This window comes from Duganella sp. GW821-FHT01E12, assembly GCF_059422325.1.
On the sequence record NZ_JBWKWR010000005.1, the window covers coordinates 53,229 to 73,719 of the forward strand.

Genomic DNA, 20,491 nt, shown 5'->3' on the forward strand with positions numbered 1-20,491 from the left:
CTGATTACAGCGTACGAGCGATTTCCTGAACTTCGAACACTTCCAGGGAGTCGCCCACCTGGATGTCGTTGTAGTTCTTCAGCGACAGGCCGCACTCCAGGCCGGCGCGCACTTCTTTCGCGTCGTCCTTGAAGCGTTTGAGCGAGTCGATCTCGCCGGTCCACACCACGATGTTGTTGCGCAGCAGGCGTACCGAGGACGAACGCTTGACCACGCCATCGGTGACCAGGCAGCCGGCAACCGCGCCGACTTTCGAGACCAGGATGACCTGGCGAATCTCGACCTGACCGATAACGGTTTCGCGCTTCTCCGGCGCCAACATGCCCGACAACGCCGATTTGATCTCGTCGATCGCATCGTAAATGATGTTGTAGTAGCGGATGTCCACGCCGTTCGACTCGGCCAGCTTGCGCGCCTGTGCATCGGCACGGGCGTTGAAGCCGATGATGACCGCTTTCGAGGCCACCGCCAGGTTGACGTCCGACTCGGTGATGCCGCCCACCGCCGCGTGCACAACCTGTACGCGCACTTCGGAGGTCGACAGTTTCTGCAGCGAGCCGACCAGCGCTTCCTGCGAACCCTGCACGTCGGTCTTGATGATCAGCGGCAGATTCTTCACTTCGCCTTCGGCCATCTGGTCGAACATGTTTTCCAGCTTCGCGGCTTGCTGCTTGGCCAGCTTCACGTCGCGGAACTTACCTTGACGGAACAGGCCGATTTCGCGGGCCTTGCGCTCGTCCGCCATGACCATGACTTCCTCGCCGGCTTGCGGCACTTCGGTCAGGCCCTGGATTTCGACCGGGATCGATGGACCGGCTTCGTTGATCGGCTTGCCGTTTTCGTCCAGCATCGCGCGAACGCGGCCGAAGGACGAACCAGCCAGGATCACGTCGCCGCGCTTCAGCGTACCGGACTGCACCAGCACGGTCGCGACCGGGCCCTTGCCCTTGTCCAGACGGCCTTCGACCACCAGACCGCGCGCAGGCGCGTCGATCGGGGCTTTCAGCTCCAGCACTTCGGCCTGCAGCAGCACCTGTTCCAGCAGGGCGTCGATGCCCTGGCCGGTCTTGGCCGACACCGGCACGAATGGCGATTCGCCACCGTATTCTTCCGGCACCACTTGTTCCGCCACCAGCTCCTGCGTGACGCGGTCCACGTTGCCGCCCGGTTTGTCGATCTTGTTGATCGCGACAACCAGAGGCACGCCGGCCGCTTTCGCGTGGGCGATCGCTTCCTTCGTTTGCGGCATCACGCCGTCGTCGGCTGCCACCACCAGGATGACGATGTCGGTAGCCTTCGCACCGCGGGCACGCATGGCCGTGAAGGCCTCGTGACCCGGCGTATCGAGGAAGGTGATCGTGCCGCGCGGGGTGTCCACGTGGTACGCGCCGATGTGCTGGGTAATGCCGCCGGCTTCGCCCGACGCCACTTTGGCGCGGCGGATGTAATCCAGCAGCGAGGTCTTGCCGTGGTCGACGTGACCCATGACGGTGACCACCGGTGCGCGCGGCACCGATTCAAAGTGAGCGTGCTCACCCTGGTCGGCCAGCAGCGCTTCCGGATCGTCCATCTCGGCGGCGAAGGCTTTGTGGCCCATTTCCTCGACCAGAATCATCGCGGTTTCCTGGTCCAGCACCTGGTTGATGGTGCACATCTGGCCCAGCTTCATCAGCTGCTTGATGACCTCGGATGCCTTGACGGACATCTTGTGCGCCAGTTCGGCAACGGTGATGGTTTCCGGCACGTAGACGTCTTTGACGACGGCTTCGGTCGGCGCCTGGAAATTGGTTTCGCGGTCGTCTGCATGGCCGCCACGACGGCCGCCCTTGCCACCACTGCGCCAGCCATCGCGGCCGCCGGTCGAACCGGTGTTGCCGCCACGGCCCTTGCCGGCTGCGCCGCCAGGGGCGCCGCGCTTCTTGGCGTCGTCCTGCCAGGTCGACGAGACATTGGCCGACTTGATCGACTTCTTGTCCGCGCTGACCGGCTTCTTGTCGCCAGGCTTGTCGCCCGGTTTGGCGGCGGCGCCGGTGGCTGGCTTGTGCAGCGTGCCTTCGGCAACCTTGGCCTTGACCGGCGCAGGCGCCGGTTCAGGGGCTTTGATGGCGCGGCGTGGCGCGTTCATCATGGCCTTGATCTGTGCTACCTCGTCGGCCACGGCCTTGCGTGCCAGCTCGGTGGCGGCCGCTTTGTCGGCGGCTTCCTTGGCGGCTGCGGCGGCCTTCTTCTTGGCTTCCTCGGCGGCGGCTTTTTTCTTCTCTTCGGCAGCGGCGTCGGTCGCGGCTGGCGCGGCGCCGGCTGCGGTGGCGGTCGCGGCGGCAGCGGCCTTGGCGGCGGCTTTCTTCGCTTCGGCGTCGGCTTCCTTGGCGGCGGCGGCTTCGGCGGCGGCGGTGGCTTTCGCTTGCGCTTCCTTCTCCGATTCCAGCTTGGCCAGGCGCTCCTGCTTCTCGCGCAGTTCCGCTTCCTGACGTGCGATCAGTTCCGCTTGCTTGCGTGCTTCTTCCTCGCGGCGTGCGACCTCGGCGGCGTCGACCACCGGGGCGGCAGGCGCCACCGGCGCGGCGGCGACCGGCTCGTCGCGCTGGACGAAGGTGCGTACCTTCTTCACAGCGACCTGAATCGTGCGGGCCTTGCCATTGGCGTCGGCCTGCTTGATTTCAGTGGTTTCTTTGCGCGTCAGCGTGATCTTCTTCTTTTCGGTATCAGCCGATGCACCGTGGGTACGGCGCAAGTGATCAAGCAGCTTATCCTTATCATCTTTCGACAATGGATCTGACGTCGAACTTTTTTCGACGCCGGCAGAACGCAGCTGCGTCAGCAGCAAATCTGCAGGCATCTTCAGTTCGGTGGCAAATTGGGCTACGTTGTTACTCGCCATTCAGTCCTCTTTTCTATGTGTCGCGGAGATGATAAAGATACTCAAATTAAGCCTTTGCGGATTCGGCAAGACTCCATGCCTTGGCTTGCAAGCCTTTGGCACGGTCGTCGTACTTTGAGTCAACCAACTTCATCTCATCGTCGGTCACATCTTCAAATTCACTCTTAATCAGTTCTCGTGCACGGTCGGCGGACAGGGCCAGGATGGCGCCAAATTCGTCGTAGGCCAGTGCAGCAAATGCTTCTACAGTCTTGATACCAGCCAGGCCCAGCTTGCCGGCGGTGACGCGGTCCATGCCTTCCAGACCGACCAGCGCCTCGTCCATGCCTTCCAGGCCTTCTTCCGAAGCGATCGCTTCGGTGACCAGGGCGTCACGGGCGCGGGTGCGCAGTTCGTTGACGGTATCTTCGTCGAACGATTCGATTTCCAGCATTTCGGAGATCGGCACGTAGGCGATTTCTTCCAGGCTGGCAAAGCCCTCTTCCACCAGGATGTCGGCGACTTCCTGGTCGACGTCCAGTTTTTCCATGAACAGTGCGCGCACCGCCGCGGTTTCCTGGGCTGCCTTGTCGGCCGATTCCTCGGCCGTCATGATGTTGATCTTCCAGCCGGTCAGGTCGGAGGCCAGGCGCACGTTCTGGCCGGAGCGGCCGATGGCGATCGCCAGGTTTTCCTCGTCGACCACGACGTCCATCGCGTGCTTCTCTTCGTCGACCATGATCGACGAGACGTTGGCCGGAGCCAGCGCGCCGATGACGAACTGCGCCGGATCTTCGGACCACAGCACGATGTCGACGCGTTCGCCGCCCAGCTCGCCGGTCACGGCCTGCACGCGCGAACCGCGCATGCCGACGCAGGTGCCGATCGGATCGATGCGCTTGTCGGCCGTGTAGACGGCGATCTTGGCGCGCACGCCAGCATCGCGCGCCGCCGATTTAATTTCCAGCATGCCTTGCTCGATTTCCGGCACTTCCAGCTCGAACAGCTTCATGATGAACTCTGGCGCGGTGCGCGACAGGATCACCTGCGGGCCGCGCATATTGCGGTCGATGCGCAGGATGAAGGCGCGGACGCGGTCGCCGATGCGCAGGTTTTCCTTCGGGATCATCTGGTCGCGTGGCAGGCGGGCTTCGATCTTGCCCGACTCGACGATCGCGTCGCCGCGCTCCATGCGCTTGATGGTGCCGGTGACCAGCGAGTCGCCGCGTTCCAGGAAGTCCACCAGGATCTGTTCGCGCTCGGCGTCACGCACGCGCTGCAGGACGACCTGTTTGGTGTCTTGCGCAAAGCGGCGGCCGAATTCGACGGATTCGATAGGCTCTTCGATGTGGTCGTCCACTTCGATGTCCGGAATCTGTTCCTTGGCTTCGAAGTGCAGGATTTCCTGGTCCGGCAGTTGCAGGCCGGCCTCGTCGGGCACGACGTGCCAGCGGCGGAAGGATTCGAACTCACCCGACTCGCGGTCGATCGAAACGCGAATATCCACTTCACCTTCATAGCGTTTCTTCGTGGCTTGCGCCAACGCGAATTCCAGCGCGCCGAAAACCACATCCTTATCGACGTTCTTTTCACGCGCCAGCGCGTCTACCAATAACAAAACTTCGCGACTCATGCTTTGCGTCCCTTAAAATCCACCTGTGGCACCAAGCGTGCCTTATCCACATCGGCGAGCGTAAACTCCAACAGCGCCGGACCATCATTGCTTTCAAATTCCAACGACAAATTGTCGCCCTGGGGTTCTTGCAGAACGCCCTGGAACGACTTCCGGTTGTTCGTACCCGGCATTGCGGTGCGCAGCTTGACGATTGCTTCGCAACCGGCAAAACGCACGAAATCTTCCAGCTTGCGCACCGGGCGATCTAGCCCTGGCGACGAGATTTCGAGACGCTCATAGTTCACGTTCTCGACCGTCAGCACGTGCGACAGCTGGTGGCTGACCGTAGCGCAATCCTCTACGGTAATCGGGCCTTTTTCCTCGGCGTCGGCTGCGCTGAAATCGATAAAGACGCGCAGCAGTCCGCGCTCGGCCCGTTCGACATCAACCAGCTCATAGCCCAGACCGGTAACGGTCTTTTCAATTAATTCCGGCAGCTGCAAGAAATTCTCCAGATCAAGGCCTGTTTCCACTTATTAAAAACAGACCGTTCAAAACGGTTCACCAAAAAAAAAATGGGCATCTGCCCATCTTCTTGTAATACCTAGCCAGATGAAAGCATTCTCAGGGGACTACCCCGTGAAGAACTTTTACTAGGCTGGTTATTATAACCTTATATGGACTGCGCTGCAATGCCGCATGGCGCGGATAAGCAGGCTTACAACAGTTCATAAAAGGCCAGAAGCCCCGGAAACAGGGGCGATGCACTGCCTTAACCCGCACTGCGACAGAGGGATCTGACCCCGTACAGGGTCAGACCCCGCGGCGTCGTTGCCGTGCGGGGTGAGGCATGCAATTAACCCTTGCGGCGGCGCGGCATGCCATGGTCGATGGCGCCGCCGCGCGGCGGCTGGTTGCGGCGCGGCGCGCTGGCGTTGCCGAAACCGAAAGTGGTCTGCAGCGGATCGGGCTGGCGCGGACCACGGCTAGGCCCTTTGGCCGACTGGCCGCCGCCCTGCCCTTGCCCGCCCTGGCCGCGCCCCTGGCCTTGCGGACGCGGACCCTGGCCTTGCGGACGCGCCGGGCCTTCGCCCAGCGGACGGCCGCCGGCGTAACCGCCGATGCCTTGCGGACGACCGCCGGGACGGCCCGAAGTCTGCGCGCCACCGGCCGGACGGCCCTGGCCGTTGCCGCCTGGACGGCCGCTCCCCTGGGCGCCGCCCGGACGTCCCTGGCCATTGCCGCCTGGACGACCCTGGCCGCCGCCGAAACCGCCCTGGCCACGGCCGTTGCCGCGCGGGGATTTTGCGAACGGCATCACGTTGTCATTGCTGACGTCGGCGCGGTTGAAGTTCGGTTCGTCGTGATCGTCCTCATCATCGTCGTCGAAGTCGCGGTCGTCGCCGCGGCCGCGCTGCGGACGCTTTTCCGGCCCCTTGTTCTGGGCCGGCTTGGCTTGCTGCGCTTGCGGACCCTTGCCGCGCGGCGCAGGCGCGTCGCCACCCTTTTTCTCGACACCGTAGGCGCTCATCATGTCGCGCACGGTGTTCTCTTCCAGCTCCTCCCAACGGCCGCGCTTCAGGTTGCTTGGCAGCGTCATCGCGCCGTAGCGGGTACGGATCAGGCGCGACACGGTCAGGCCGATCGCCTCGAACATGCGGCGCACCTCGCGGTTGCGGCCTTCGCCGATGATCACGCGGTACCACTTGTTGATGCCCTCGCCGCCGCCGTCGGCGATCTTGGAGAACTGCGCCAGGCCGTCTTCCAGCTCGACGCCGGCCAGCAGCTTCTGGCGCATGCCCTCTTCCAGCACGCCCAGCGTGCGCACGGCGTACTCGCGGTCGATGTGATAGCGCGGGTGCATCAGACGGTTGGCCAGGTCGCCGGAGGTGGTGAACAGCAGCAGGCCTTCGGTGTTGAAGTCCAGGCGGCCGACGGCCAGCCATTTGCCGGCCTTCATGGTCGGCAGGCGGTCGAACACCGACGGACGGCCTTCCGGATCGTCCATCGAGACGATTTCGCCGGCCGGCTTGTGGTACACCAGCACGCGCGGCGGTTTCTTGCTCACGCGGCGCTGGATCAGTTTGCCGTTCAGGCGCACCGCGTCGGTCGGCAGGATGCGCTGGCCGATGTGGGCCGGCTCACCGTTGACCGACACGCGGCCGGCAACGATCAGGTCTTCCATGTCGCGGCGCGAGCCCAGGCCAGCTTCGGCCAGGACCTTGTGCAGCTTGGGCGCGTCGTCGTCCGAGGTCAGGTCGCGGCGCACCACTTTCGGCGCGGCGTGGCGGCCCTTGGCCGGCTCGTCGCTGTCGAAGGCGTCCGAGGTGACGTAGGAAAACGCGGCGTCCGCATCGCTGAGCTTGGCGCCGCCGGCGTTCTGGCCGCCGCGCTGCTTGCCGTTCTTGCCTTTGCCGCCGGCGGCATGCGCCGGCTTGCCGTTGCGCTGGCCGTCCGGACGCGGGCCGCGCTCGTGACGTGGCTTGCCGCCTTCGACTGGCGCTGCGCCGTCCACTGCCGGGGCGGCTTCGCCTTCGGCCGCCGCGACAGGCTCGGGACGCGGCATCATCGCTTCACGCACGGCGCGCTGTTCGCGCATCTGGCGCGGGCCACGCGGACCACGCGGGCCGCGCGCTGCGCGCTCGCCGTCGGCAGGAGCGGCTTGCGCTTCGACTGCCGGGGCGGCAACTGCGTCCGGGGCGACCTGCACTGCCGGCGTGGCCTCCGCGGCGACCGGCTTCTTGGCGCGCGGCGCCTTGGCCGGCGCTTCAACCGGCGCTGGCGCGGCAGCCTGCGGCGCGGCCTCGGCGGCATCGGCGGACTTGGCGGCCGGCTTGGCGCGCGGCTTCTTCACCGGGGCCGGCGCATCGGCGGCGGCTTCTACATCGGCCTTGGTCTTGCGCTTGGCCTTGGCGGCGACTGGCGCGTCGCCGGCTGCGCTCGGCGCATCCGCCTTGCCTTCGGCTTCGATCTGGGCTTTGGTACGGCGTTTAGGCTTGGCGCTTACTTCTGCCGGCACCACGTCGTTGACTGCATCTGGGGAATTAGGATTGTTCATTATTCGTTTCTTGGTTGTGCTCAGCGTCAACCGTTACATCGGGCGCGGATTGTGTTTGTGCTTCTTGGCCGGCTTCCGGGCTAGTCGCGGCTTCTGCTTCGGCCACTGGCAACTCGCTCTCCGTACCATCTGGTTGTTGCGCGGCTTGGTGCGCCGCTTTGTCAAAGTTTTCCTGCAGGGCCGCTTCCAGCGCTTCCATGTCTGGTCCGCCGCCCTGCGAGTCGCTGATTTGCTGCAAAGGAGGCAGCTGGGACAACGAATTCAAGCCCAAATCATCCAAAAACTGCTTGGTCGTGCCCAGCAATGCCGGGCGGCCGACGACGTCGCGGTAACCGATGGCGTCTACCCAACCGCGGTCTTCCAGCATCTTGATCGTCTGCGAATTGACGGCTACGCCGCGTATCTCTTCAATATCGCCCCGGGTGACCGGTTGCCGGTAGGCGATGATCGCCAGTGTTTCCAGCGTCGCCCGCGAGTACCTGGGCGGCTTTTCCGGGTTCAGACGGTCGAGATACAACTTCATCTCGGGGCGGCTCTGGAAGCGCCAGCCGGTCGACAGGCTGATCACTTCCACACCCTTGCCGGCCCAGTCCAGCCTTAATTCTTCGAGCAATTCCTTGATCGTATCGGAACCGACTCCGGGACCGCGCGGCCGGTCTTGATCGTCCACTTCGACAAACAGCTTCTTCAGACTGTGGATCGACAATGGCTCACGAGCGCATAGCAAAGCGGTTTCGAGGACTCTTTTAGCCTCAGCTGTATCCATAGCAATCTTGTGGTTGCATTTTTATGCAAGAAAGAATTCAATCACATTCAGTGAGGCAATGGCCAGCACCCATGGCGCTGACAGCTGGAATACTCGCTGAAGCTGTTTTTCCGACGCCCGGGCCGATGCGCGCCAGGCGGGAGAGAGGGACATGCCGGCAATGGCCGAGGCCCTTGCTTTCTACGTAAAACGTACTCGGGAAGCGCAGTTTTCGGGCGAAAACATACGTGACCGATCAGAGACGTTTCATCCAACAAGCCGAATTGTACCCGATAAAACGGTAAAAAGCGCATTTCGACTTCATCGAAATGTAACTAGCCTTACGCCGCAGCAAGTCTTTCCGACAAGATTGCGGAAACGCCTACAAACGCCGGGTATTCTGCCGTGATCACCCAGGTCGGCACGGCGGACAGGTATTGGTTGAAGCGGCCCTTGGATTCGAAGCGGGCGCGGAAGCCGGAGCGGTCGAAACGCTCGCCCAGGCGCGGAACGATGCCGCCGCCGATATAAATGCCGCCCTGCGCGCCGAGCGTGACGGCGACGTTGCCGGCAATGGTGCCCAACATGCAGCAGAAAGCCTCGATGACTTCGTCGCACAGCGTGCACTCGCCGGCCAGCGCGCGGCGCGAGATTTCTGCGGCGCTCAGCTTTTCGGCCGGCATGTCGGTGTGGTGGGCCAGCGCGCGGTAGATCAACTCGATGCCGGCGCCGGACATCAGGCGCTCGGCCGAAACGTGCTCGAATTCCTTCCATGCATATTGCAGGATGGCGACTTCAGTGGGATTGGCCGGCGAGAAGGTGACGTGGCCGCCTTCGCTCAGCAGCGCGGTCCAGCCATCCTTGCCCGGGATCAGGCCGGAAACGCCGAGGCCGGTGCCGGCGCCGATCAGGCCCAGCGGCGTGCCGGCGATGGCCGTGCCGCCGCCGACCTGATGTTTCTGCGCGGCCGACAACTGCGGCAGCGAACTGGCCAGCGCGGTGAAGTCGTTGACGACGACCAGCGTGTCGAAATTGACTTCGCGGCGCAGCGCCTCGATCGAGAATTCCCAGTGGTGGTTGGTCATGCGCACCATGTCGCCGGTGACCGGATTGGCGATAGCGATCGCGCCATTCCGGATGCCGGTGACGCCGGCCTGGGCGACGGTCGGCGAGGCCAGGTAGGCGACCAAGGCGGCGGCCAAGGTCGGATACGCGGCGCAAGCCAGCACTTCGATCGCCTCAATCTTGCCCGCGGCGGTTTCCAGCGCAAACCGCGCGTTGGTGCCGCCGATGTCCGCCAGCAGACGCGGGCCACCCGGGAATGCAGTGGTCAGGGAGGGAGGCGTTTGGAGGGACTGAGCTGTCATGATAGATCGAAAATAGTTGAGGCCTAAGCTTAAGGTATTTTCACTATCCGAAGCAAGCGAAGTTTGTAGTTTTAGTACACATGCAGCAGCTTTGCCACATGAAATTACAATGTGGAATATTTTTTGCGTAGTATGACTACGGTTTTAGCAAGCCATATCGGCAGAAACAGAGCGGTTGCGCGGGCTCAAAACCGACGCGGAAAAACGCATGCAATCTTGAACTTGCACTGTTTTTCAGGACCGCGAAGACTCCACACCAGCCATGAAACCTTCGTTTTTCCTCACAACGATGCTTGTCCTCTGTTCCGCTATCGGAGCGGCGAAGCCCGAATCATTGTCATTTTCCCGGTTCCACACCAACGAGCACTACCTTGGCCCTGTCGCAAAACCTGTGTTCCGCACCGAGATGGACCGGGAATTTCACAGCAGGCTCAGTGCAGCGGCTAAGCAGCGGGTTAATTTTGCCGGGCACTATGTGCTGAGCGCCTGGGGCTGCGGGGCGCAATGCTTGATGGGGGCAATACTGGATGCGCGTAGCGGCAAGGTCGCCTGGCTACCATTTACCGTTTGCTGCGGCCTGGATAACGACGCGGAACCTATCGAATTCCGGCCCGACAGTACGCTGCTCATTATCCGAGGAATGCGCAACGAGCAGGAGCCGAACGGCACGTTCTACTATCAATACGACCATGACAGCCTGAAGCTGATAGAACAGCAGCTTCCCGCCAAAGACTAGCCCACTGACGCGGCGTTGCCCTCGTCCACCTCGCGGGGCGTGCCGAAGGCGGCGTTCCAGGCGTCGAGGCCGCCGTGCAGGGGCTGGGCGCGGGTGTAGCCGTGGCTGATCAGCTCCTTCGCCACGTGGGCGGCGGTGACGTCGTTCGGGCAGCTGCAGTAGACGATGATGTGGTGATTCTTGTCCAGCGCGATCAGCTCGGGAATCGGCTCGCCGCCGTTGAACAGCAGCGCGCCCGGCACCGCCGGCTCCAGCATCTGCGCCGTCGTGCTGCGGGCGTCGATCAGCACCGGCTGCTTGCCCTGCTCCAGCAGCTTCTTCAGGTCGTCGATGGTGATGCGCTCGATTTCCACCGACTGGCGGAAGCGCTTGCGCTCGACATATTTGAACGCGACGAACAGCAGCAACAATACGCCCAGCACGATCAGCGCGGTGGTGCCCATGGTGCTCAGGATGTCCAGCACCTGGTCGATCTGGGTGTGGAAGCCGGCGCCGATGGCGATGCCGGTGCCGCTCCAGACGATGGCGCCGGCGATGCTGAAGCCGAGGAAGGTGGCGTTGGTGGTGCCCAGGGCGCCCGCCAGCGGCGGCGCGATGGTGTTGAATCCGGGAATGAACTTGGCCACCACCAGCGCCTTCGGGCCCCAGCGGTTGAAGTTGTCCTCGGTCTGGCTGACGCAGTAGTCCGGCGACAGCGAAATCTTGCACAACAGGCGCAGGATGCGCTTGCCGTAGTAGCGGCCGGCGCGGAACCAGAAATAGTCGCTGATCAGGCAGGCGATCACGCTCACCGTCAGCACGGCCAGCCAGTTGCTGTCGCCGTTGACCGTCAGGGCGCCGGCCACGATCAGCAGCGGGAACGCGGGAATCGGCAAGCCGATCTGCTCGACCAGGACCACGGCGAACACGATCAGTACGCCATATTCTTGCAATAAAAGGATTAAGTTCGCCATTCGGATATCTTATCTTAAAAAACGCTTAACCGTGCCGTGGTATGGCCGCCAGCAGCGCGCGCGTGTAGGGGTGCGCGGGATTGCGGTACAGCTGGTCCGAATCGGCCAGCTCGACCACCTCGCCACGGTGCATCACCATCACCTGGTCGGCGATGTATTTCACCACCGACAGGTCGTGCGAGATGAAGATGTAGGACAGCCCGAACTCGTCCTGCAGGTCCTGCAGCAGGTTCAGCACCTGCGCCTGCACCGAGACGTCCAGCGCCGACACCGATTCGTCGCACACCAGGATCTCCGGCTTCATCGTCAGGCAGCGGGCGATGGCGATGCGCTGCCGCTGGCCGCCAGAGAATTCGTGCGGATAGCGCTGGAAGGCCGCGGCCGGCAGGCCGACTTTTTCCAGCAGCTCATGCGCGATGGCGGTGCGCTCGCGGTCGTCGGCGCCGATGCGGTGGATGCGCATCGGCTCCAGCAATATCTGCCCCACAGTGAAGCGCGGGTTCAACGAGGCGTACGGGTTCTGGAAGATGATCTGGATACGGCGCTTGTAGGCATGGAATTCGCGCGGCGTCATGGCCAGCAGGTCGCGGCCGTCGAACATGGCGCTGCCGCCGCTGGCCCGGTGCAGCCGCAGCAGGGTCAGGCCGACGGTGGTCTTGCCCGAGCCGGACTCCCCGACCACGCCCAGCGTCCTGCCGCGCGCCAGCGTGAACGACACCTCCTTCACGGCCTGGAACTCGCGCTGGCCGAACCAGCCTTCGCGCACGGTGAAGCTCTTGCTCAGCTTGTTCACGACCAGCACCGGCTGGTCGTCCGGCCGGTAGCCGCGCTGGCGCTCCAGCGGATGCAGCGGCGTCACGCCCTGCCCTTCGGCGATGTCGCCGCCGGCAAAACGCTGGTGTTCGATGTCGGCCAGGTAGTCGGCGATCACCGGCAGGTGCCAGGGCCGCGCGTCCAACGACGGCCGGCAGTGCAGCAAGGCCTTGGTGTAGCCGTCGCGCGGCTGGCCGAGCACCTGCTGCGCGGACCCGGCTTCACGCACTTCTCCGTGGCGCATGACGATCACGTGGTCGGCGATCTCGGCCACCAGCCCCAGGTCGTGGGTGATGAACAGCACCGCCATCGCGTGCCGCTTTTGCAGGCGCGCGATCAGTTCCATGATCTGTTTCTGGATTGTGACGTCCAGCGCGGTGGTGGGCTCGTCGGCGATCAGCAGCTTGGGTTCGCAGGCGATGGCCATGGCGATCATCACGCGCTGCTGCTGGCCGCCGGACATCTGGCTCGGATAGGCGTCGATCCTGGCGGCGGGATCGGGAATGCCGACCTCGTCCAGCAACTCCAGCGCGCGGCGGCGGGCCTGGGCCGCGCTCATGCCCATGTGCAGGCGCAGCACTTCGACGATCTGCGCGCCGACCGTGAACACCGGGTTCAGCGACGACATCGGCTCCTGGAAGATCATCGCGATGTCCTTGCCGCACAGGGCGCGGCGCTGGTCGGCGGACAGCGCCAGCAGGTCGCGGCCGTCGAAGCGGATGCGGCTGGCGGGGTCGATGACCGTGGTGTCCGCCGGCAGCAACCCCATCACGGCGAGCGAGCTGACCGACTTGCCGCTGCCCGATTCGCCCACCAGCGCGACGGTGGCGTTGCGCGGCACCTGGAACGACACGCCCTTGACCGCCTCCACCGTGGTGTGGCGGTCGGCGCGGAAGGCGATGCGCAGGTTGGCGATGTCCAGCAGAGGCGTGTCGTCCATCATTTCACCTTGGGGTCGAGGGCGTCGCGCAGGGCGTCGGTGAACAGCGAGAAGGCCGTCACCAGCAGGGCCATGGCGATGGCGGCGGCGGTCAGCTGCCACCAGCGGCCGAGGATCAGCTCGTTCTGCGCCTCGTTGAGCATGCTGCCCCACGAGACCACGCCGACCGGCACGCCGAAGCCGAGGAAGCTGAGGATGACCTCGGCCTTGATGAAGCCCACCACCAGGATCGACATCTGCACCAGCGCGACGTGGCTGACGTTGGGGAAGATGTGGACGAACATCCGGCGCCAGTGCGAGGCGCCGATGGCGTCGGCGGCCAGCACGTATTCGCGCGCCTTGTGCTTGATGTACTCGGCGCGGATCAGGCGGTAAGGGCCGGTCCAGCCGGTCAGGCCGAGGATGAGCACGATGGTGGCCACGCCCTTCTGCTGCAGCACGGCGGCCACGGCCAGTATCATCAGCACCGAGGGGATGGCGGTGAAGATGCTGTAGAACCAGTTGAAGCAGTCGTCCACCACGCCGCCGAAGTAACCGGACAAGGCGCCGAACAAGGTGCCCAGGCTGACCGCCAGCAGCGCCGCCACCAGGCCGACCACGATCGAGGTCTCGCCGCCCTTGATGGTTTTCTTGACGATGTCGTGGCCCCATTTGTCGGCGCCGAACGGCAGGGTCGGCAGACGGCCAGCGCCAGCCTGGGCCGCCGCCGTATCGCCCCGCGCGCCGCGCAGCTGGGCGAGATCGCCGGCCAGCGGATCGGTCACGCCATACATGTCGACCGCGCCGGCGCCACCGGCGGCAAGCTGCGCGCGCAAGACGCGGATGTCGTCGGCCAGCGGGTCGAAGGGATTGTCCGGCAAGGCTTGCGCGGCCTGCGCGGGCGCTGCCTGCACCGGCTGCGCGGCGCCGACGAAACCGGGCGGCGCATAATTGACGCCGACCTCCCGCTCCCAGTCGGCCACGATCAGGCCGCTGGCCGACAGCGCCAGCATCAGCAGGAAGGCCGCCACCACGGCCAGCGACGCCATCGCCACGCGATCCGCGCGCAGGCGCCGCCAGGCCAGCCGCCACAAGCCGGGCGAGGTGTTGTGCACGATGGCCGTCATGTCAGCTGCACCCGCGGATCGACCGCCTGGTACATCAGGTCCGTCAGCAGGTTGAACACCATGGTGGCCGCCGCCACGTAGACGGTGATCGCCTTGATCACCGGGAAGTCGCTGCGCTCCACGGCCAAAATCACCTCGCGGCCGATGCCGGGGATGCCGAAGAAGCGCTCCAGCAGGAAGGCGCCGATCAGCAGCGCCGGCAGGTTGGCCATCACGTGCGTGATGATGGGGATGGCGGCGTTGCGCAGCACATGCACCCACATCACGCGGCGCTCGCCCAGGCCCTTGGCGCGCGCGGTGCGCACGTAGTCCTGGCCCACCTCGTCCAGCACGAAGCTGCGGTACAGCCGCAGCGTGGGCGCGATCGAGACGGCCAGGCCGATCAGGATGGGCAAGGTGGCGTAGCGCAGCAGGTTCTGCCAGAAGCTCTCGCCCCAGCCCTGCACCGGGAACAGGCCCAGCTTGTACGCCAGCCCGTACTGGAACACGATGATGTACACCAGAATGCTGACCGACATGCCGACGGTGCAGGCGATCATCACCACGCGGTCGGTCAGCGAGCCGCGCACGAAGGCGACGCCCAGCGCCAGCGCGATGCCCAGCAGCGTCTCCAGCAGCGTCAGCGGCAGCAGCACCGTCAACGACGGCCCCAGCCGCGTGGCGATGATGTGCGACACCGGCTCGCCGGTCGCCCAGCTCAGGCCGAAATCGAAGCTGGCGATCTGCTTGACGAAGATCCACAGCTGCACGTAGTAAGGCTGGTCCACGCCCAGCTGGCGGCGGATGTTGGCGATGCTGTCGGCGTTGGCCATCTTGCCGGCCAGGATGAAGGCCGGGTCGCCGCCCACCCAGTTGAACAGCACGAACACCAGCAGCACCACGCCCAGCATGGTCGGCAGCATCTGCCACAGGCGCCGCACTATGTAAGCAAACATTCCTAATCCTTGCGCTCGATATCGATGTACTTCCATTCCTGATGCAGGATGGGATGCTTCTTATACCCCAGCACGGCCGGTTGCGCCAGCATGCTGCGGTAGCGCGAATAGGCCGGCATGGCCGCCGCCTGCACTTCCAGCAGCCGCGCCATCTTGCGGTACAGCGCGTCGCGCTGCGGGCCCGGCGGCATGCCGTGGCTGGCCTCGTACCACTGGTCGAACTGCGCGTCCTGGTAGCAGCCGTTGTTGTTCTGGTTGATGTTCTTCCCGTAGAACAGCTGCATGAAGTTGTCGCCGTCCGGGTAGTCGGCCATCCACTGGTAGGTGCGGGTCTGCAGCTTGCACAGCATCTCGGCCTGCTGGATGTCGCTGAAGATCATGCGCTGGTTTTCCATGCGGATGGCGAGCCGGTTGTAGGTCTTGCGCCACAGCTCGGCCATCAGCACGCCGGCCGCCTCGTTGCGCGAGGTGTAGCGGATCAGCAGCGGCTTGCCGTCCGGCTGGGTGCGCCAGCCGTCCGCGCCCTTCTTGTAGCCGTAGCGGTCCAGCAGCTGGTTGGCCAGCACCGGATCGTAGCGCAGCAGGCCTTGGTAATCCGGGTCGTGGCCGTCCACGCCGGGCGGGATGGGGAACTCCAGCCGCCGCGCCTCGCTGTTGAGCACGAGGCGGATTTCCTCGTCGACGTCGTGCGCCATGGCGATGGCGCGGCGCAGGGCGATCTTCTCCTTGCTGAAGCCGCCCACCACCGGGTCGCGCATATTCCAGTAGTAATAGGTCAGCACCGGATCGACGATGCGCGACAACTGGATGCCGCGCGCCGCCAGCTCCGGCCGCAGCTTGCCGTCCACCAGGCCCTTGGGCGACAGCGGGCCGTCCAGCCAGAACAGGTCGGCCTCGCCGCTGGTGAAGGACAGCCAGCGCGACTGGTCCTCCAGCTGGACGCTGATCTCGATGCGGCCGATCTGCGGGATCTTCTTGCCCTTCATCTGGCGCACGATGCGCTCGTCGTCGGCACGGTCCTCGGCGCTGGGCGCGAAGTCCCAGGTTTCGGCGCGGTGGCCGGTGTTTTCCTCGAGCACGATGCGGCTGCCGCGTATCCATTGGCCCAGGCGGTAGACGCCGGTGCCGACCGGATGGTCCGCCACTTCGCCCTTGCTGTCGCCGTATTTCTCGACCACCTCGCGCGCCACCGCCGCCAGCGGTTCGTAGGCCAGGATCATGCCCAGGCTGAAGTCGGTGTGGGTCAGGTGGATGCGCAGCGTGTAGCGGTCGATCTGTTCCAGGCCTGGCACGTCGGCGTCGTAGTCGAAATGGCCGGTATGTTTGGCCCGCTCGGCCAGCGCGTCCAGACCAACCACCTTGCCCTCCAGCAGCCAGCTGTTGGGCGAGGCCAGCCTGGGGTCGAACAGCCGCTTCCACGAGTACACATAGTCGGCCACGGTCAGCTCGCGCGGTTTGCCGCCGAACGCCGGATCGGGCGTGAAGTGGACGCCGTGCTTCAGGCGGATCAGCCAGGTGCGGCCGTCGGCCGACACTTCCGGCAAGGCGGCCGCGGTCTCCGGCGCCAGCTTGACCGGGCGCGCCAGGTAATCGTAGGTGTACAGGGTTTCGAAGATCGCTTCGGTGATGTGGCCGGTGTACAGATCCCGCCCCAGCGCCGGATCGAAGCTGGCCTCGGCGGCCGGCAGGATGTAGCGCAGGGTTTTGACCGGCGGCGCCGCCCACGCCGCCAGCGCCCAGCACGCGGCAGCCACGGTGGCGGCGAATTTGATGCACTGCATAGACTTCCTCTGGCCGCTGGTAGTGCAGGAACAATACAACAAAACTTCCGCCGCCGGAAAGTGCTCTTAATAGCTATTAACTAAGGTGGTATTGCAGAGCGGCAAGCGGACGCGGGTGGCTTGTCGCATAAATGTAACGCCGCGTTTCAATATGAAGACAGGTTCATAAAATTGCATTGCACCAACTTGTTGCGGCCAACCGACGGATTCACAATATTTTCCCTTCTTTTTTGATAGTAAATCAATGTTACTGGCAGTTTTTTTGCGGGGCGCACCAAATTAGAGCGTTTTTACGGGCATTTTTGGCACATTGTTGCAATGGCGTAAAGAATAGCGTTTAGCTATCGCTTTGAAAGTTTGTCCGTTGACAGTAAATGTCGCCAAGTGATCTGATGACCGGATGAAAAAAACGTTGGCGTTTTTTTCAAACGGCAACGCACCGCCGATCAAAAAAACAAATCACACCCTTGTGTTTATCGTTTTCAATTGGGAGCAAAAAATAATGATGGTTGAAACTGTATTGTCCCGCTCAGTACGCCTGATCTGCGCCAGTGGCCTGGCGCTCGGCATGCAAGCGGCTGTGGCACAGACCGCGCCGGACGCACCGATCCAGCGCGTAGAGATCACCGGCTCCAGCATCAAGCGCATCTCCGCCGAAGGCGCGTTGCCGGTCCAGACCCTGTCCAAGCTGCAGATCGAGCAGAGCGGCGCCAGCAGCGTGGCCGACCTGATCGCGACCCTGCCTTCGATGCAAGGTTTCACCACCTCCTCGATGTCGGTCAACGGCGGCGGCGGCGGTATCCAGACCGCGTCGATCCACGCCATCGGCGAAGGCTACACCCTGGTGCTGCTGAACGGCCGCCGCCTGGCGCCCGCCACTTCCGGCTCCACCGTCAACCTGGCCAGCATTCCGCTGGCGGCCGTCGAGCGCGTCGAGATCCTGACCGACGGCGCCAACACCCTGTACGGCTCGGACGCGATCGCCGGCGTGGTCAACTTCATCCTGAAGAAAAACCAGACCGACACCATCATCGAAGGCACGTTCAACACGCCGAAGAGCAGCGGCGGCCAGAGCTCCAACGTTTCGATCTCCAAGGGCTGGGGCGATCTGGACAAGGATGGCTTCAACATCCTGGTGTCGGCCGCGCACGACGAAAGCCGCGCGCTGTACGCCAAGGACCGCGACTTCTCCAAGAGCGGCGTGATCCCGTTCATGGACAACGGCAAGCAATACAATCTGTACCAGCTGAGCTCGAACTCGATTCCGGGCAACGCCACCGTCAGCTATAAGGACGCCACCGGCACCCCCACCAGCAAGGCGTTCGGCCCGAACTTCCTGGAAACCGGCAAGTGCAACGGCCCCAACCTGTTCAACGTCGGCAAGCGCTGCCTGTTCGACTACGCCGCCACCGTGCAGGACACGCCAGGCCTGAAACGCGATTCCGTGTTCGGCTCGCTGAACTACAAGATCAACAACGACACCACCTTCTTCGCCGAAGCGCTGGGTTCGTCGTTCAGCAACACCGCGCAATACGCGCCGCCGGCGCAACCGCTGGGCATCCCAGTCGGCAGCGCGCTGTACAATAAATCCATCCTGCCTTACCTGGCCCGCCTAGGCATCGATCCGGCATCGGTCACCAGCGCCAAGATGAACCTGCGCCTGGTCGATGCCGGCGGCCGCGCCGACGAATACAAGACCGAGGCCCGCCACTTGGCCTTCGGTGTCGACGGCTCGTTCAAGGGCTTCGACTACCGCGCCGCCTTCACCCATTCGGAAAACACCCAGAAGGACACGGCCGCCGGCGGCTACATGAGCCTGAACGCCTTCGACGCGCTGGTCAACTCCGGCAAGTTCGATCCGTTCGCGCCGTCGGGCACCTCGCAAAGCGTGCTGGCCCCGGCCGTGCTGCACAATATGCTGAGCGAAACCAAGTCGAAGATCGACGTGCTGCAAGTCAGCGGTTCGACCGAGCTGTTCAAGATGCCGGCCGGCGTGGCCCAGCTGGCCGTTGGCGGCGACTACACCAAGCAGCACTACACCGAAGCCCCGGACGCCTACTCGCAAGGCCAGAACAAGCAGCAGCCTGACTTCACCGACGCCATCGTCGGCGGCGGCGCCGGCGCGCTGCCGATCGACGCCACCCGCAAGAACTGGGGCGCGTACGCCGAGCTGCTGCTGCCGGTGCTGAAGAACATGGACCTGACCGCGTCGACCCGTTACGACGATTTCAGCGCCGTGACCAACGACAAGAACTTCGACACCGCGGGCAACCTGATCGCTCCGGGCAAGCAGGGCGAGAGCGCCAGCAAGGCCACCTACAAGCTGGCGCTGCGCTGGAATCCGGTCGAGTCGCTGCTGATCCGCGGTTCCTACGGCACCGGCTTCAAGGCGCCGACGCTGACCAACATCGTCAAGCCACTGGTCAACGGCGGTTCGTCGCAGTTCCACGCCTGCCCGATCACCGCGCCTAGCGATCCACGCTTCCCGCTGTGCAACCCGGGTTCGTCGGAATACGGCCTGCTGACCGGCGGTAACGGCGCGACCGGCGCCGGCTCGCTCAAGCCTGAGGAATCCAAGCAGTTCACCGCCGGCTTCCGCCTGGAGCCGATGCCTAGCCTGTCGATCGGCTTCGACCTGTGGGACGTCAAGCTGACCAACCAGATCCAGACCCTGTCGGAAGACACCGTGTTCGGCAGCCCGAAGGTCTACGACAGCCTGCTGCGCACCTACTTCGACCCGATCCAGAAGCAGAACGTGCTGGTCGCGGCGCTGACCCCGTTCAACCTGGCCAGCTCGCACTACCAGGGTATCGACTGGGATCACACCTACAAGACCGCCACCCCGTTCGGCAAGCTGAACGTGCAGTGGACCGGTACCTTCATGACCAAGGCTGAGCAGGAAACCCCTGAAAGCGGCGTCGAGAAGAACATCGGCCGCTTCAACTCCTACTCGGACGTGACCTTCCGCTGGATCTCGAAGCTGACCGCGTCGCTGCGCGTGAACGACCGCTACACCCACGCGCTGACCGCCAACTACCACTCGGGCTACACCGACCAGGTGTACACCGCGGACGACAGCGTGGTCAACGTGCTCAACGCCGACGGCACCCAGGGCGCCACCGTGCCGTTCAAGCGCCAGGTATCGTCGTACACCACCTTCGACTGGCAGAGCAAGATCGGGTTCAGCAAGAAGTTCACGCTGACCGCCGGTATCAAGAACCTGTTTGATATCGCGCCGCCGTTCACCATCCGCAACGCCGGTGGCGGCAACCAGGCCGGTTACGACGGCCGTTACGCCGACGCGCTGGGCCGCCAGTTCTACCTGGTCGGTTCCTACAAGTTCTAAGCCCCCGGTCGTCGGCTGAACGCTGACGATCTTCCAGCCCCGTCTTTTTCGGAAGACGGGGCTTTCTGCGTTTAAGCGCTCCCGACTGTCGCATTAATGTAACGGCCGCTCGTCCCGCCGCAGCAGAGTTACCCTCCTCCCCGCGCACCAGCGTGTTGCACGCCGGCTACGCCCGCACCATACTTTCCCTTCTTTTAGCTATTTAAACAATGTTTTGTGTACTGAGAAGCGTTTCGCAC

The 20,491-nt window shown here is 64.0% G+C and carries 13 protein-coding genes; 2 read left to right on the top strand and 11 right to left on the bottom strand.

From position 1 onward, the window contains the following. Positions 1 to 4: 4 nt before the first annotated feature. The 6 genes from infB to AC07WS_RS16095 form a co-directional block, all read right to left on the bottom strand. Positions 5 to 2,878, bottom strand: a complete 2,874-nt coding sequence (infB, locus tag AC07WS_RS16070; protein ID WP_494730060.1) for a translation initiation factor IF-2 — start codon at positions 2,876 to 2,878, stop codon at positions 5 to 7. A 46-nt stretch (positions 2,879 to 2,924) separates the two neighbouring features. After that, positions 2,925 to 4,490: a transcription termination factor NusA gene (nusA, locus tag AC07WS_RS16075; protein WP_494730061.1), complete on the bottom strand. Its 1,566-nt coding sequence runs from the start codon at positions 4,488 to 4,490 to the stop codon at positions 2,925 to 2,927. After that, positions 4,487 to 4,975: a ribosome maturation factor RimP gene (rimP, locus tag AC07WS_RS16080; RefSeq protein WP_117013340.1), complete on the bottom strand. Its 489-nt coding sequence runs from the start codon at positions 4,973 to 4,975 to the stop codon at positions 4,487 to 4,489. The genes nusA and rimP overlap by 4 nt, the downstream gene beginning before the upstream one ends. Before the next feature lie 353 nt (positions 4,976 to 5,328). Continuing rightward, entirely contained in the window at positions 5,329 to 7,530 is a 2,202-nt protein-coding gene (locus AC07WS_RS16085; RefSeq protein WP_494730062.1) for a pseudouridine synthase, read from the bottom strand. Next, a complete protein-coding gene (gene scpB / locus AC07WS_RS16090) occupies positions 7,517 to 8,296 on the bottom strand; it encodes an SMC-Scp complex subunit ScpB (protein ID WP_494730063.1) in 780 nt (259 codons plus the stop codon). Before scpB ends, AC07WS_RS16085 begins: the two co-directional genes overlap by 14 nt. Positions 8,297 to 8,616: 320 nt before the next feature. Then, a complete protein-coding gene (locus tag AC07WS_RS16095; protein WP_494730064.1) occupies positions 8,617 to 9,642 on the bottom strand; it encodes a glucokinase in 1,026 nt (341 codons plus the stop codon). A gap of 262 nt (positions 9,643 to 9,904) precedes the next feature. On the opposite strand from AC07WS_RS16095, the gene AC07WS_RS16100 reads away from it, so the two are divergent. Further along, the gene (locus AC07WS_RS16100; RefSeq protein ID WP_494730065.1) at positions 9,905 to 10,378 is read left to right on the top strand and encodes a hypothetical protein; all 474 of its coding nucleotides are present in this window, start codon (positions 9,905 to 9,907) and stop codon (positions 10,376 to 10,378) included. Here AC07WS_RS16100 and AC07WS_RS16105 read toward each other — a convergent pair. From AC07WS_RS16105 to AC07WS_RS16125, 5 genes are read right to left on the bottom strand one after another with little or no spacing between them, the layout of a single operon-like run. Further along, positions 10,375 to 11,331 carry a VTT domain-containing protein gene (locus AC07WS_RS16105; RefSeq protein ID WP_494730066.1) on the bottom strand — a complete coding sequence of 319 codons (957 nt, stop codon included), beginning with the start codon at positions 11,329 to 11,331 and terminating at the stop codon, positions 10,375 to 10,377. The genes AC07WS_RS16100 and AC07WS_RS16105 overlap by 4 nt on opposite strands. Positions 11,332 to 11,356: 25 nt before the next feature. After that, the gene (locus AC07WS_RS16110) at positions 11,357 to 13,084 is read right to left on the bottom strand and encodes an ABC transporter ATP-binding protein (protein WP_494730067.1); all 1,728 of its coding nucleotides are present in this window, start codon (positions 13,082 to 13,084) and stop codon (positions 11,357 to 11,359) included. Then, positions 13,084 to 14,190: an ABC transporter permease gene (locus AC07WS_RS16115; protein ID WP_494730068.1), complete on the bottom strand. Its 1,107-nt coding sequence runs from the start codon at positions 14,188 to 14,190 to the stop codon at positions 13,084 to 13,086. Before AC07WS_RS16115 ends, AC07WS_RS16110 begins: the two co-directional genes overlap by 1 nt. Next, positions 14,187 to 15,125, bottom strand: coding sequence for an ABC transporter permease (locus AC07WS_RS16120; RefSeq protein WP_494730069.1), 939 nt, complete (start codon positions 15,123 to 15,125; stop codon positions 14,187 to 14,189). Before AC07WS_RS16120 ends, AC07WS_RS16115 begins: the two co-directional genes overlap by 4 nt. 2 nt (positions 15,126 to 15,127) lie before the next feature. Further along, the gene (locus AC07WS_RS16125) at positions 15,128 to 16,906 is read right to left on the bottom strand and encodes an ABC transporter substrate-binding protein (RefSeq protein ID WP_494730070.1); all 1,779 of its coding nucleotides are present in this window, start codon (positions 16,904 to 16,906) and stop codon (positions 15,128 to 15,130) included. Positions 16,907 to 17,426: 520 nt separating this feature from the next. Between AC07WS_RS16125 and AC07WS_RS16130 the strand changes: the two genes are divergently transcribed. Beyond that, positions 17,427 to 20,252: a TonB-dependent receptor domain-containing protein gene (locus tag AC07WS_RS16130; protein WP_494730071.1), complete on the top strand. Its 2,826-nt coding sequence runs from the start codon at positions 17,427 to 17,429 to the stop codon at positions 20,250 to 20,252. Positions 20,253 to 20,491: the final 239 nt, after the last annotated feature.

Bases quoted from the DNA above. Each gene is read 5' to 3' on its own strand.
- infB (WP_494730060.1), bottom strand. From the start codon at position 2,878: ATGGCGAGTAACAACGTAGCCCAATTTGCCACCGAACTGAAGATGCCT.
- nusA (WP_494730061.1), bottom strand. From the start codon at position 4,490: ATGAGTCGCGAAGTTTTGTTATTGGTAGACGCGCTGGCGCGTGAAAAG.
- AC07WS_RS16085 (WP_494730062.1), bottom strand. From the start codon at position 7,530: ATGAACAATCCTAATTCCCCAGATGCAGTCAACGACGTGGTGCCGGCA.
- scpB (WP_494730063.1), bottom strand. From the start codon at position 8,296: ATGGATACAGCTGAGGCTAAAAGAGTCCTCGAAACCGCTTTGCTATGC.
- AC07WS_RS16095 (WP_494730064.1), bottom strand. From the start codon at position 9,642: ATGACAGCTCAGTCCCTCCAAACGCCTCCCTCCCTGACCACTGCATTC.
- AC07WS_RS16100 (WP_494730065.1), top strand. From the start codon at position 9,905: ATGAAACCTTCGTTTTTCCTCACAACGATGCTTGTCCTCTGTTCCGCT.
- AC07WS_RS16105 (WP_494730066.1), bottom strand. From the start codon at position 11,331: ATGGCGAACTTAATCCTTTTATTGCAAGAATATGGCGTACTGATCGTG.
- AC07WS_RS16110 (WP_494730067.1), bottom strand. From the start codon at position 13,084: ATGGACGACACGCCTCTGCTGGACATCGCCAACCTGCGCATCGCCTTC.
- AC07WS_RS16115 (WP_494730068.1), bottom strand. From the start codon at position 14,190: ATGACGGCCATCGTGCACAACACCTCGCCCGGCTTGTGGCGGCTGGCC.
- AC07WS_RS16120 (WP_494730069.1), bottom strand. From the start codon at position 15,125: ATGTTTGCTTACATAGTGCGGCGCCTGTGGCAGATGCTGCCGACCATG.
- AC07WS_RS16125 (WP_494730070.1), bottom strand. From the start codon at position 16,906: ATGCAGTGCATCAAATTCGCCGCCACCGTGGCTGCCGCGTGCTGGGCG.